This is a genomic window from Bartonella sp. CL434QHHD, from assembly GCF_042195145.1.
Lineage (GTDB): Bacteria > Pseudomonadota > Alphaproteobacteria > Rhizobiales > Rhizobiaceae > Bartonella.
Genome location: NZ_JBHINT010000025.1, coordinates 131,203 through 145,716 on the forward strand (window position 1 = coordinate 131,203; position 14,514 = coordinate 145,716).

9 protein-coding genes and 1 pseudogene are annotated in these 14,514 nt (G+C 37.9%); 3 read left to right on the top strand and 7 right to left on the bottom strand.

Annotation, left to right across the window (positions count from 1 at the left end):
- Window positions 1-26: 26 nt before the first annotated feature.
- Together ACFILN_RS04530 and tgt are read right to left on the bottom strand one after the other, a co-directional pair.
- Window positions 27-1,226 carry an MFS transporter gene (locus ACFILN_RS04530; protein ID WP_375631313.1) on the bottom strand — a complete coding sequence of 400 codons (1,200 nt, stop codon included), beginning with the start codon at window positions 1,224-1,226 and terminating at the stop codon, window positions 27-29.
- A gap of 1,300 nt (window positions 1,227-2,526) precedes the next feature.
- The gene (tgt, locus tag ACFILN_RS04535; RefSeq protein ID WP_273791486.1) at window positions 2,527-3,645 is read right to left on the bottom strand and encodes a tRNA guanosine(34) transglycosylase Tgt; all 1,119 of its coding nucleotides are present in this window, start codon (window positions 3,643-3,645) and stop codon (window positions 2,527-2,529) included.
- Window positions 3,646-4,821: 1,176 nt separating this feature from the next.
- On the opposite strand from tgt, the gene ACFILN_RS04540 reads away from it, so the two are divergent.
- The gene (locus ACFILN_RS04540) at window positions 4,822-4,995 is read left to right on the top strand and encodes an integrase (RefSeq protein WP_375670972.1); all 174 of its coding nucleotides are present in this window, start codon (window positions 4,822-4,824) and stop codon (window positions 4,993-4,995) included.
- A 101-nt stretch (window positions 4,996-5,096) separates the two neighbouring features.
- On the opposite strand, the gene ACFILN_RS04545 is transcribed toward ACFILN_RS04540, so the two are convergent.
- The 5 genes and pseudogenes from ACFILN_RS04545 to ssb all read right to left on the bottom strand — a co-directional run bounded on the left by ACFILN_RS04545 (window position 5,097) and on the right by ssb (window position 10,275).
- On the bottom strand, window positions 5,097-5,609 hold the full coding sequence (locus tag ACFILN_RS04545) for a peptidylprolyl isomerase (RefSeq protein WP_273791487.1): 513 nt from the start codon (window positions 5,607-5,609) through the stop codon (window positions 5,097-5,099).
- 18 nt (window positions 5,610-5,627) lie between these two features.
- Entirely contained in the window at window positions 5,628-6,221 is a 594-nt protein-coding gene (locus ACFILN_RS04550; protein ID WP_375654505.1) for a peptidylprolyl isomerase, read from the bottom strand.
- Window positions 6,211-6,730: pseudogene (gene coaD / locus ACFILN_RS04555) on the bottom strand (pantetheine-phosphate adenylyltransferase). Before coaD ends, ACFILN_RS04550 begins: the two are co-directional and overlap by 11 nt.
- A 24-nt stretch (window positions 6,731-6,754) precedes the next feature.
- On the bottom strand, window positions 6,755-9,538 hold the full coding sequence (gene gyrA / locus ACFILN_RS04560) for a DNA gyrase subunit A (RefSeq protein ID WP_273791490.1): 2,784 nt from the start codon (window positions 9,536-9,538) through the stop codon (window positions 6,755-6,757).
- Between the two features lie 230 nt (window positions 9,539-9,768).
- On the bottom strand, window positions 9,769-10,275 hold the full coding sequence (gene ssb / locus ACFILN_RS04565) for a single-stranded DNA-binding protein (RefSeq protein WP_273791491.1): 507 nt from the start codon (window positions 10,273-10,275) through the stop codon (window positions 9,769-9,771).
- A gap of 329 nt (window positions 10,276-10,604) precedes the next feature.
- Between ssb and uvrA the strand changes: the two genes are divergently transcribed.
- Together uvrA and ACFILN_RS04575 are read left to right on the top strand one after the other, a co-directional pair.
- A complete protein-coding gene (gene uvrA / locus ACFILN_RS04570; RefSeq protein ID WP_375660585.1) occupies window positions 10,605-13,520 on the top strand; it encodes an excinuclease ABC subunit UvrA in 2,916 nt (971 codons plus the stop codon).
- A 481-nt stretch (window positions 13,521-14,001) separates the two neighbouring features.
- A partial coding sequence (locus ACFILN_RS04575; RefSeq protein ID WP_375670974.1) for a tyrosine-type recombinase/integrase occupies window positions 14,002-14,514 on the top strand: 513 nt, incomplete at its 3' end.

The window sequence follows — 14,514 nt, forward strand, 5'->3', positions numbered from 1 at the left end:
CTTCTTCATTTTAAAAATGAAAAACATTAAGCATGCTTCTCCATATACCATGAGACGCAAAAAACCATTAATCCACACAAAGTTAGAACACTTCCTAAAACAGCTGTATATTCATAACTATAACCCAATTTTAAAACTAATGCTCCAGATTCTGCACCAAGAGCGTTGGCAATATTAAAAGCAGACTGCATTAATGCTCCTGCCAAAATCTGTCCCTGTAGTGCAACATCCATAATTTTTGTTTGTATAGAAGGCATAGCAGCAAAAGAAGTTCCAACAAAAAAGCATCCTATTGCCGCTGTTAACGGAGCATAGGATAAAAATAAAAAAATAAAAAAAACAAATACGCTCCAAAGCATAGAAAAAAATATCATCGGCGAAATACCAATTTTAACGGCTAATTTAGGCCCCAAGAGATTTCCTACCACCATTCCCAATCCAACTAACGGCATAATAAATGGTACCAACTCAAGTGAAACACCAGAAATATGCATTAATGTTGGCTTGATATAAGTGAAAACAGAAAATAATCCTGACGCTCCCACCGACACCATCAACAAAAGAAGCCACACCTGCTTTTGCTTTAATGCACCCATTTCTTGCAAAGGATTCGTTTTTGGAAAACTTGAATCACAAGGAAAAAAATTCCAAATAAGCAAACAACATAATAAAGCGATCATCCCCACAAGGACAAAAGCAATCTGCCAACCAATAAGTTGACCAATCCAAGTAGCACTGGGTGCTCCCAAAACGGTTGCAATTGTTAAGCCAAGCATAACATATCCAACAGCTTTAGAACGTTCTTTCATTTCTACCATTGAAGAGGCAACCATAGCCGCAAGTCCAAAATAGATTCCATGGGGAAGTCCACTGAGAAAGCGTAATACTACTAATATGCTAAAATCAGAAACAAAGGCACTAGCAATATTTGCTAAGGCATAAAAAAGCATCAAGCCTATCAAAACAGTTTTGCGTGATACCTGAGCTGTTGCCACAGCTAAAAGAGGTGCTCCAATCACAACTCCTAATGCATAAGCAGAAATATATTGACCAGCGGTAGGAATATCAACATAGGAACTTCGTGCCATCTCTGGCAGTAGCCCCATTGCAACAAACTCTGCAGTACCAATAGCAAAACTGCCCACGGCAAGAGCTAAAATTATTAAACGTCGTATTCTCGAATCAATTCCCAATGCAAGAACCTTTTGTTGATAAGAATCCCTCATATCATCACTTCTGGATAGGAGTTTTAACTGTAAATATCTGTAATACACACAAACAAAAATTCAAAACATTGTTATACGCATGCCCAATAGTCCCCAATAAAGTTTTAGAAATATTTTTATATATAAAGCATTTTATGGAGTTTTAAGTAAGATTCTTTAATGGAAAATCTTTGAAAACCTCAAGGTCATAGACGTATTCACATTCACCTATTTCTATCAGATATACCAGATAATAAACTTTGTCTCCTCTTTTCAGCCGTTGAAATTTTACAGTGAAAACTTTATTTTACAACGATATACTATACCCTATAAATAATTCTAAAATTTGCTGAATAATGCATTTCAAACAAGTGAACAATATCTCATCATTATCTTGATACAAAGATAAAACTTCTCCCCCAATTATTGTTGCTTTATTTTTGCTACCTAAATGCAGATCCCCCAAATCGATAAGCTATAATTTCAACTTTAGGCCATTCTTATAAATTATTATAGAGTCTTTAAAAAATTCTCATGATAATAGTGCTTGGTTTCTAGATTTATTAAATATCCTCTTTTAGGCATCTTTCCCCCTCCCTCACAGAGGAATCGCATCAGATATCTAACTCACTATCTGTAAATTAAAATATTCACGTAAATATATTATGATTATTTTCATATAAATTCTATAAACAAAGCAGAAAACAAATATAATAAGTTTTGTTTCAATATATATATTGATATTTTATAATATATGATAATTATTGTGATTAATATTTAATTTTTATTACATTAAAACTATAAATTTTTAGTTTTACAATATTAATAATATTATATAAATCTATGTAAATAATATTTATTTTAATATATAAAAATAATAACAATATAAAATTATAACATTTTAAATATGTAATCTTATTTTAGTTTTATTTTAATTTTCTAAAAATTTATCTGTTCGATTGTATATAATCCATTATTTACCTTTAATAATAAAAAACACAAAATATCTCATAAAAATACAATTTTCATACTTCTTTAAGAGTTCGCTAACGCCTCATTAACATTGTTGCTGTAAACAGTCATCAGAAACAGAAAAACTGTTTTTCTCCGGATCAGGTAGCGCGTACCGGAGTAACAGTTTCTGTTTTTATATAGTAATTAGAAACAGAATATGTGCCCTTATAAAACCGCACTGTTATATTTTAAGATAGTGAAATTTTATAATTTTGGAAGATGTTTCTAATTTCATATTTTTAACTAAATTTGTAAGTGCGAGAATAAATTCAATAAAAAAATGAGGCGTTATATTACGATTAATATTTTAGCGTCCTTGTGCCCATAGAGCACGCGTTTCAGCGCAAAAATCAGCATAACAGCCTTCCTCAATGGCATCACGAATTCCCTGCATAAGTTGTTGATAATAAAAAAGATTATTCCAAGTCAACAACATCCCCCCAAGAGATTCACCAGATTTGATCAAATGATGCAAATAAGCACAACTATAATCATGTGCTGCTGGACAAAGTGACTGTGGATCAAGAGGATGTGGATCTTCTGCATAACGCGCATTACGCAAATTAATTCTACCAAAGCGGGTAAAAGCTAAACCATGACGTCCTGCACGCGTTGGCATAACACAATCAAACATATCAACACCACGTGCAACACTTTGTAAAATATCATCAGGTGTCCCTACTCCCATAAGATAGCGTGGTTTATCCTCTGGTAAAATCGGACAAGTAGTATCCAATACTGCTGTCATAACACTCTGCGGCTCACCAACAGCAAGCCCTCCAATAGCGTAACCTTTTAAATCCATTTCTTTTAATGCTTGAGCAGAACGTTCACGCAGTTTCATATTATCACCACCTTGAACAATCCCAAACAATGCTTTATCTGGCTGATCTCCAAAAGCTGTTTTACAACGCAGCGCCCACCGCAATGAAAGTTCCATAGCTTCTTCCATTTCTTTTTCAGTTGCTGGTAATGCAATACATTGATCCAACTGCATCTGGATATCCGCACCAAGAAGTCCTTGAATTTCGATAGAACGCTCTGGACTCATTTCATAGTAAGCTCCATTAATGTAAGAGCGAAAAATCACACCTTGTTCAGTAATTTTACGGATTCCCGCCAATGACATAACCTGAAATCCACCAGAATCGGTTAAAATAGGTCCGCTCCAGCGTGAAAATTCATGTAATCCTCCCAAACGCGCAACACGTTCAGCTCCTGGACGTAACATTAAATGATAAGTATTCCCCAAAATGATATCTGCACCAAGATCACGAATTTGATCCATATACATAGCCTTAACAGTTCCTGCCGTCCCAACAGGCATAAATGCGGGTGTACGAACACATCCTCGCCCCGTTATAATTTCTCCTCGACGTGCATACCCATCTTGAGCAATTTTTCTATAATGAAATGTCTTTATCATAACTCTCGTCTTTTTGATTCCATCAATGCATATCTCTATAGAAAGAAAAAAGATATCCCCTTACGCGCATTGTCATAAGCTTATGAATTAATTTTTGATTCGCTCAATATTGTAACCAGCATCAAAAATTAAACGAGATAAAAGAACATTTCTTGTTAAGAAATCACCATAATAAAAGTGATAATCTAACTCTAGAAAAATAGTAAAATCCTTATAATATCATACCTCAAAATACCTACGCTTATCCTTAACAGAACTGCAAAATTATTATCACAATAATTTCATCTTCACATACTTCCATAAGCAGTAACTTTGTACCCATAAAAGAAAATTTTGAACGCATTGTACAGCTCACAATATTCTTTAACTTTTACAGATAAAAATTTTTCATCTACTGGGCACAGCGATCCTCACGCTTAATAAAAGTGCAAATGAACATAATCATTTATCCACTCACAATATTGAGATAGCTCTTGGCATTGGAGATAATTCACAAAAGAAATTAACGTGTAAATAAAAATACTTTAAAAAACTAAAAATGCTTTTTGTAAAGATTCTCAAATACCAAAAGCTCTATCGTAACATTAGAGGCTGAAAAAGCGTATGATGGTACCCGTTTGCTCCTTCACAAGCTTTAAAGATGGTGGTGCATAATATTTTATACTATTTATAGCTTTAAAACTATACATGCCATGAATGTCATCGTGGAAGTGAATGTTGATATGTACTGAGAAATGCTTCTTAAAAAAACACGTAAATATGCAACACAAGTGTATTCCGTTTGGAGCGTTCCTCTATAAAAAAACGAGAAAAATAAAAGCGTAAGTCCATGCATAATCTTCATTATTTAAAAGATATTGCATTAGATACTTTTAAAAAAGTAAAGCTGAATTAAAAAGGAGATGGCAAGACTTGCCATTTGTTTCACTTCTGCGCCTTTATTATATTCTTCTAAGATTAAACTGTCTTCTTATTTTAAAGATTACGCCAATATATATAAATGCTTGTTTTCCACCTTACTAAGAAAACTGGATGAGCGAGTAAAGCTCTTATCCGTCTTAATATGTGTTTCAAACATGCTTCTGCATTAGGATTGGATGTTGATTTACAAGCAGAAACAAAAGCACACTCTCTCTCAGGAAAGTAACATCATAAAACCATTAAGACCGACAATGGATGGAAGAGAAATGCCAAATTTTTTATAAAACACTTTGCCAAACAACAACCATAATACAACAGACTTTGCGTTTTCTTATTCTGACAGGTGTTTGTACAAATCTTTTGCGTTATATTCTTAAGGAAGATCCGATTGAAGGAAATATATGGACAATGCTTAGCTCGAAATTATAAAAGGTAAGCGTGATACTACAAAAGAGTTTTGTGTGCCTTTATTGATCAGAAAAGAGTATTTTTTTCTTAGAAACTTACAATTAAAATCAGTATAGTTTATACTATTTTGCATCCGCAGCAATAATGGCTTTGGTAATTGAATCTGGATCTGAAACAGGTTCACCACGTTTAATTTTATCAACATTTTCCATACCTTCAACAACCTGCCCCCATATGGAATATTGACGATCAAGCCACGGAGCATCTGCAAAACAAATAAAAAACTGAGAGTTAGCAGAATTTGGATTCTGACTCCGTGCCATAGAAACTGTACCACGCTTATGAGAAAGATTTGAAAACTCTGCTGTTAAATTTGGTTTTTCTGCCCCCCCCATACCCGCACGTGATAAATTGAATTTTTCACTATCCTTCTTTCCAAATTGCACATCCCCTGTTTGCGCCATAAAACCATCAATAACGCGATGGAAAATAACATTATCATAAGCACCTTCACGTACCAATTCTTTAATACGTGCAACATGACAAGGTGCTAAATCAGCAAAAAGCTCAATAACAACTCTGCCCTTTGTGGTTTCAAGAATTAAAGTATTTTCTGGATTTTTATTCTCAGCCATATGGAAAGCTCCCTTGATTCATTTCTCAACTTGTAAAGTAGCAGCATTAATAACATCAGGATTTTTTACAGATCCATTATTATTTGTCGTACCTTTTTTTATTTTATCAACAACATCCATCCCCTTTATAACCTCTCCAACAACCGTATACTGACCGTTTAAAAAAGCAGCATCATCAAAACAAATGAAGAATTGAGAATTCGCGGAATCCGGATCTTGTGACCGTGCCATCCCAACTGTACCACGCTTAAACGGCTGTTTTGAAAACTCTGCCGGTATATTGGGATAATTTGAGCCACCCATACCAACGCGTTTCAGATCAAAATCTCTACTGCCTTTTTTTCCAAATTCTACATCACCAGTTTGTGCCATGAAATTAGGAATAACGCGATGAAACACAACATTATTATAGGCCCCCTCCTCTGTTAATCTTTTGATTTGCGCAACATGTTTTGGCGCCAAATCAGGACGCAGACGAATAATGACATCACCATCTTTGAGAGATAAAACAAGAAGGCTTGCATCGCTTGCTGGTCTAGGATTACCAGCGACAGCGGACAATGAAAAAAAACAAAACACACATATCAAAACAGCAAAAATTCTACGAGACACAATTATTCTCCCCTAAAAGATTGGAATTTCGAGCTCAAAGCTTGTGCAACATTGGGCGGTACAAATGGTGTCACATCACCTCCCATAGAGGCAATTTGGCGTACTAATGTAGAAGTTATCGCACGCCCAGAAACACTTGCCGGCAAAAAAACAGTTTGCAATTCAGGAGCCATAACGCCATTCATCCCGGCCATTTGCATTTCATAATCAAGATCAGTACCATCACGCAATCCACGAATGAGAAATGAAGCACCAACTTCACGCGCCTTCTCAATGAGAAGGTTGCTAAATGAAAGAACCTGCAATCGATTAGAATCTGCACCAAACAAGTCTTTCCCGACCTGCGTAATGAAATCAACACGCTCTTCGAAGCTAAAAAGTGTTTTTTTGTCAGCCTGTATCCCTATAGCGACGACCACCTTATCAGCTAACACAAAACACCCTTTCAAAACATCAAGATGACCATTTGTAAGAGGATCAAAAGAACCCGCGTAAAGAGCAATTTTCATGACTTTACTCCTTCCTCTTAAAAATTATTTTTCTTCGCTCATATCAACTGTATCAGAATGCTTCTCACCTTCATCATCTAATGAACTCGTATCATCTTCAGGTTCAGAAATACGTTCAACCGATACGACTCTTTCACCTTTGGCTGTATTAAAAATTGTGACTCCCTTAGTTGAGCGCCCAGCAGTACGAATTCCCTCAACAGGGACACGAATAAGCTGCCCCCCATCTGATACCAACATAATTTGATCTTGCGCCTTCACCGGAAAAGCCGCTACTAATTTACCAATTTCAGCTGTTTTAGATGGATCTGTTGCGCGAATCCCCTTTCCGCCACGTCCCGAAATCCGGAACTCATAGGAAGAAGAACGTTTACCATAACCAAACTCACTCACTGTCAAAAGCATTTGTTCACGTGCATGAAGTTCTGCATAACGTTCATCTGTTAACTCTGTTTCAGCACCCCCATCTTCTTCATCAAGAGTTATAACATCTTCAACATCAGCATCTGCACCAGAAGCACGCCGTTCATTCATTACACGTTTAATATAAGCAGAACGCTCAATGGACGTCGCCTCGACATGCTCTAAAATTGTCATCGAAATGACTTTATCGCCTTTAGCTAAATTGATACCACGAACTCCCACAGAATTACGCCCAGCAAAGACCCGAACATCAACAACTGGAAAACGGATACATTGTCCATTGGCTGTTGTTAGAACAACATCATCATGTTCTGTACAGGTTTCAACAGAAAGAATTTCATCTTCTTCATCAAGTTTCATTGCAATTTTACCATTACGATTAACCTGAACGAAATCTGATAATTTATTACGACGCACAGTTCCACGTGTTGTCGCAAACATAATATCTAATGCACTCCAGCTCGCTTCATCTTCAGGCAAAGGCATAATCGTTGTAATACGCTCACCTTGTTGTAAGGGAAGCATATTGATCAAAGCCCGCCCACGCGATTGGGGTGTCCCCAGCGGCAGTCGCCAAACTTTTTCCTTATAAACAATCCCACGTGATGAAAAGAAAAGAACCGGAGTATGCGTATTGGCAACAAACAACCGCGTTACAAAATCCTCATCCTTCGTGGACATACCAGAACGCCCCTTACCACCACGTCGCTGTGCACGATAGGTATTAAGAGGCACACGCTTAATATAACCACTATGGCTTACCGTTACCACCATATCCTCTGGCGCGATCAGATCTTCACTCTCCATCTCAGCGCTACCAAAACCAAATACGGTACGTCGCGGCGTTGCAAACTCCTCACGAAGAGCACTCAACTCATCCTTAACAATACACATAATCCGCACGCGTGATGCCAAGATCTCAAGATAGTCAGCGATATCCACGCCAATTTTATTCAATTCATCAGCAATTTCATCACGCCCAAGGGCTGTCAATCGTTGCAAACGCAATTCTAAAATAGCACGCGCCTGTTCTTCAGAGAGATTATAAGTACCATCCTCATGAATAATATGACGAGGATCATCAATAAGTTTAATCAAAGGCGCAACATCCATCGCTGGCCAGCGTCGCTCCATTAACTGTGCACGTGCTGTCTGCGGATCAGGAGCTTTGCGAATAAGCGCTATAATTTCATCAATATTGGCAACAGCAAGGGCAAGACCAACCAAAACATGTGCTCGCTCACGCGCTTTACGCAAAAGATATTTTGTTCGCCGACTGACAACTTCTTCCCGAAAAGAAACAAATGCACGAAGCATATCAAGCAACGTCATCTGTTCGGGTTTTCCCCCATTCAAAGCAACCATATTACAACCAAAGGAAGTTTGCAGCGGCGTATACCGATATAATTGGTTTAAAACAACTTCCGCAACAACATCTTTCTTCAGCTCAATAACGACCCGATATCCATCACGATCAGATTCGTCACGCAAATCAGAGATTCCTTCAATGCGTTTATCGCGCACCAATTCGGCCATTTTCTCAATCATCGTTGCCTTATTAACTTGATAAGGGATCTCACTCACAATAATTGCTTGTCGACCACTGCGAATCTCTTCGATCTCAACTTTAGCACGCATAATGATTGAGCCACGCCCTGTTTCATAAGCTGCACGAACACCAGAATGTCCGAGGATAATGCCCCCTGTAGGAAAATCCGGACCAGGAATAATTTCAATTATTTTATCGAGTGTGATATCGGGATTATCAATCAAAGCGATACAACCATCAACGACTTCACCAAGATTATGGGGAGGAATATTGGTTGCCATTCCCACAGCAATCCCCCCTGACCCATTAACCAAAAGATTGGGAAAACGCGCTGGCAAGACAACCGGTTCACGCTCACGCCCATCGTAATTATCCTGAAAATCAACAGTATCTTTATCAATATCAGCTAAAAGTTCTTCTGAAACTTTTTCTAAACGACACTCAGTATAGCGCATGGCCGCAGGTGGATCACCATCAACGGAACCAAAATTTCCCTGACCATCAATTAATGGATTTCTTAAAGAAAAGTCCTGCGCCATACGCACTAATGCATCGTAAATTGAAGCATCACCATGGGGATGAAATTTCCCCATAACCTCACCAACAACACCAGCAGATTTACGATACGACTTATTGAAAGAAAGCCCCATCTCATTCATAGCATGAAGGATACGTCGATGAACAGGCTTAAGACCATCACGGACATCAGGGAGTGCACGTGAAACAATCACGCTCATCGCATAATCGAGATAGGAGCGTTGCATTTCATCAATAATACTGATTGGTTCAATACCGGTTAGCACATCACGTTCTGGGTGTGGAGTAAGATCGGTCACAATTTCAAAACTTTCAAAAAAGAATCATTTCACTTTATTTATAGCGAAAAATACACCAAAATGCTAATTTCTCTCCCATGACAAAAAAGAAATTTAACAATATTTTTCAAGATGTTATTAATTTATATTTTAAATTACCAATAATAATTAACAATTTTCACTTCGCTAAACTTCAAAAATCTGAAACAAGCAAACCATAAAATGATCATAATACTGCAATTTAAAGACTCTTAAAAAGGGACATCATCATCTAATTTGTGTGAAAAACTTTCTCCCAATTGATTATTATTTTGACCAAAAGTATTTCTCTGATTTGAGTGACTATCGGCAAAGCCACCACTATAACTCCCCCCTTGACTTGCTCCTTGCTCCCCGCTCGCAGCTCCCCGCCCATCAAGCATTTGTAATTCGCCACGGTACTTTTGCAAAACAATCTCTGTTGTATAACGGTCATTTCCATTTTGATCTTGCCATTTTCGTGTCTGTAACTGCCCCTCAATATAAATTTTGCTGCCTTTTTTTAAATATTGCTCTGCAACTTTGACAAGGTTTTCATTAAAAATAACAATACTATGCCACTCAGTGCGTTCTTTTCGCTCATTTGTATTCCGATCGCGCCAACTTTCTGAAGTAGCAATACGCAGATTTGCCACTTGATCACCAGAATTCAAACGGCGGATTTCAGGATCGGCACCAAGATTACCAATCAAAATAACTTTATTAAGGCTACCAGCCATCGTATAAACTCCAAAATTTTAATTCGTAAAGTACTCTGTTCTATAACAGTTATAACCATCTTGACCTTCAATTTACATGTCGCAATTGACCATCAATATGGGTATGCTATCCTTTCTCAATACTGTATTGAGTGTAATTATACCAAAAGATGATAAAAACACATAGTTTATTCCACCACGAGAGAATAAAAAGCTGCTCATTTGTATTTTTTTCACAAAACTTATACCTTCCTTTTGCATTAAAGCAGTTAAACACATTGTAATTCTAAAAAAACAGTTTTATTCCATTTTAGGTGCTCAATTTTTGCCACATATGCCAAGGATAAAGTATGACTCATCAAAAATATATCTCCATTCGCGGTGCACGTGAGCATAACCTTAAAAATATTGATCTTGATCTGCCTCGTGACAAACTCATTGTTATAACAGGACTTTCTGGATCAGGGAAATCATCTTTAGCGTTTGATACAATTTACGCTGAAGGACAACGTCGCTATGTCGAAAGCCTTTCAGCCTATGCACGCCAATTTTTGGAAGTCATGCAAAAACCCGATGTCGACCGCATAGACGGTCTCTCTCCAGCTATCTCCATTGAACAAAAAACAACCAGTCGCAACCCTCGTTCAACGGTAGGTACCGTTACTGAAATCCACGATTACATGCGTCTTCTCTTTGCACGTATTGGTATTCCTCATTCTCCTGCAACAGGACTTCCTATTGAAAGCCAGACAGTAAGTCAAATGGTGGATCAAATTATGTCCTTACCAGAAGGAACACGAATTTTTATTATGGCACCCTTAGTGCGAGGACGAAAGGGAGAATATAAAAAAGAGCTAACAGAACTTTTAAAAAGAGGATTTCAACGCGCTAAAGTTGATGGAAAATTCTATGAAATCGCTGATATTCCACCTCTTGATAAAAAATATAAACACGACATCGATGTCGTGGTAGACCGCATTGTTGTACAGAAGGATATCACCTCTCGCTTGGCTGATAGTATAGAAACCTGTTTACAGCTAGCAAATGGGCTTGCCATAGCTGAAATGGCAGACCAACCCTTAGCACAAAAAGAAACGACAAAGGAATCTGCTCATAAATCAAAAAATGATACACACAAACGGCTCATTTTTTCAGAAAAGTTTTCCTGCCCAGTATCGGGTTTCTCTATTCCTGAAATTGAACCACGCCTTTTTTCGTTCAATAATCCTTTTGGGGCCTGTCCTCTCTGCGATGGATTGGGTATCAAAAAGGCAATGGATCCACTAAAAATTGTGCCAAATAAAAACCTTACCCTAAAGAATGGAGCCATTGCTCCTTGGGCTAAATCAGATTCACTTTATTATAGTCAAACCTTAGAAGCATTAGGAAAAGCTTACGGTTTCAAACTCACAGATCAATGGTGTGAACTCTCTAGTGAAGCACAACAGGCTATTCTCTACGGTACAAAAAGAGATGAAATTTCTTTTATCTATAAAAATAATTCTGGTTCGCATAAAATGACCCAACCCTTTGAAGGAATCATCCCTAATATGGAGAGACGCTGGAAAGAAACCGATTCTGCTTGGTCTCGAGAAGAAATCGAACGTTATATGTCTTCTTCGCCCTGCCCAGCTTGTCACGGTTATCGTTTAAAACCAGAGGCACTTGCTGTAAAAATAAACGGAATGCATATTGGGCAAATATCAGATCTTTCTATTCTAAAGGCAGATGATTGGTTTGCCAATGTTCATCAATATCTCACAGAAAAACAACGTAATATCGCCGTACGTATTTTAAAAGAAATTCGTGAACGCTTGGCTTTTTTAAATCATGTAGGATTGGAATATCTTACCTTGTCTCGAAATTCAGGAACGCTTTCAGGGGGAGAAAGCCAACGCATTCGGTTGGCATCCCAAATTGGTTCTGGTCTTACAGGTGTTCTTTATATTTTAGATGAACCATCTATCGGTTTACACCAACGCGATAATGAACGCCTTTTGGAAATGCTGCGTCATTTGCGCAATCTTGGCAATACAGTTATTGTTGTTGAACATGATGAAGATGCTATTCTCACAGCAGACTATGTTGTTGATATGGGGCCTGCCGCGGGCGTTCATGGTGGAGAAATCATAGCGCAAGGGACACCGCAGGAAATTATAGAAAATTCAGCCTCTCTCACAGGCCAATACCTTTCAGGAAAAATGGCTGTTAAAATGCCGACAAAGCGACGCAAAATATCAAAAACGAAAACACTTAAAGTCATTGGCGCCAAAGGCAATAACCTCAAAAATATCAATGCGAATATTCCTCTTGGAACCTTCACATGCATAACTGGTGTTTCTGGAGGAGGAAAATCAACATTTCTTATTGAAACGCTTTTCAAAGCAGCATCACATCATATCATGGGCTCTCATCACAGCCCTGCCAGCTATGACAAAATTGAAGGATTAGAATTTCTTGATAAAGTCATTGATATCAACCAGTCCCCTATTGGACGCACCCCACGCTCTAATCCCGCAACCTATACAGGTGCTTTTACACCGATTCGTGAGTGGTTTGCTGATCTTCCAGAATCAAAAGCCCGCGGTTACAAAGCTGGGCGTTTTTCATTTAATGTTAAAGGAGGACGGTGCGAAGCATGCCAAGGCGACGGAGTCATCAAAATTGAAATGCACTTTTTACCTGATGTCTATGTTACTTGCGATGTCTGTAAAGGAAAACGCTATAACCGAGAAACACTAGAAATAAAATTCAAAGGACAGTCTATAGCCGATATTTTGGATATGACAATTGAAAAGGCAGAAGAATTTTTCCAAGCTATTCCCGCTATTCATAATAAAATGGAAACTCTCATTAAAGTAGGATTGGGTTACATAAAAGTAGGACAGCAAGCAACCACACTTTCTGGTGGGGAAGCACAACGTGTAAAACTTGCGAAAGAACTTTCTCGTAAAACAACGGGACGTACACTCTATATTTTGGATGAACCGACAACAGGTTTACATTTTCATGATATTTCCAAACTTCTTGAAGTGCTTCACGAACTAGTCGAGCAAGGCAACACAGTTATAGTCATTGAACATAACCTTGATGTTATAAAGACAGCCGACTGGATTATTGATTTAGGACCAGAAGGTGGAGATCGCGGTGGTGAAATTGTTGCAATTGGACGCCCTGAAGACATCATTAAGGTTCCCGCTTCCTATACGGGAAAATTTCTAAAAGATGTTTTACTACGCCCATCTCTCTATAATTCCAATTCTTAGAAACGCTTTTTATTGTAAAATACAGCATACTAACAAAGCCTGTACTTTTATTATTACCTGTAAACCAACACCTAATTCCAGTAGTGCAACACGTTTGAAGCAAAGACTAAAAACAATTTAGCGCTTTATAAGCTGTTTCAGTTGTCGTATTGCCAAATAAGAATGCGCGCATAATTGCATATTTATTCTCTGTTTTGTTTATACCTGAAACGACCAGACAGCCTAAACTGGGAAAAATACGAAGTTTTAAAGGTATAAATAAGTTCCTATCTTTACATCACTTCTTAATTTATCTTTATGATTTCTACAAGACATTGATTTATAATGATAATTCACTGTTTTGTATGTTGAATGAGAGTCTCGAATAACGTAGGATTCTCTCATTTCAAATCTGTTTATGTTGAATCAATCAAAACCACTCATTTGTACATAACAAGTGGGATGAGTGTGTGGATAAAATTTGTATAAGAAAGGACTAAAAATGGCTCTTATGAACCGTCTTAATGCAAGGGCTGTCGCAACATTGGGAGCTGGCAAATATAATGATGGTGCCGGCTTGTTACTTCATAAGCGTAAAGATGGAGGTGCTCAATGGATTTATCGCTATACCATTCATGGTCGGCGCCGTGAAATGGGCTTGGGTGCCTTAAGACATGTCTCTTTAAAACAAGCCCGTGAATTAGCAACTGGGTGGCGTGCTGTTCTTCGTGAAGGGCGTGACCCTATTCAAGAACGCGATAAACAAAAGCGTGAGGCAATAAGCAATCTCCATTACTTAAAAGACATTGCCGTAGATGCTTTTGAAAGTCGTAAAGCCGAATTAAAAAGAGATGGTAAGGCTAGTGATTGGTTTTCACCTTTGCGGCTTTACATTCTCCCTAAATTAGGTTGCCTCCCCGTTTCAGAGATTACACAAACAGAGATACGCGATACCCTTGCCCCTATTTGGCATACAAAAGCTGGAACTGCTCGAACAGCACTAATGCGTCTTAAT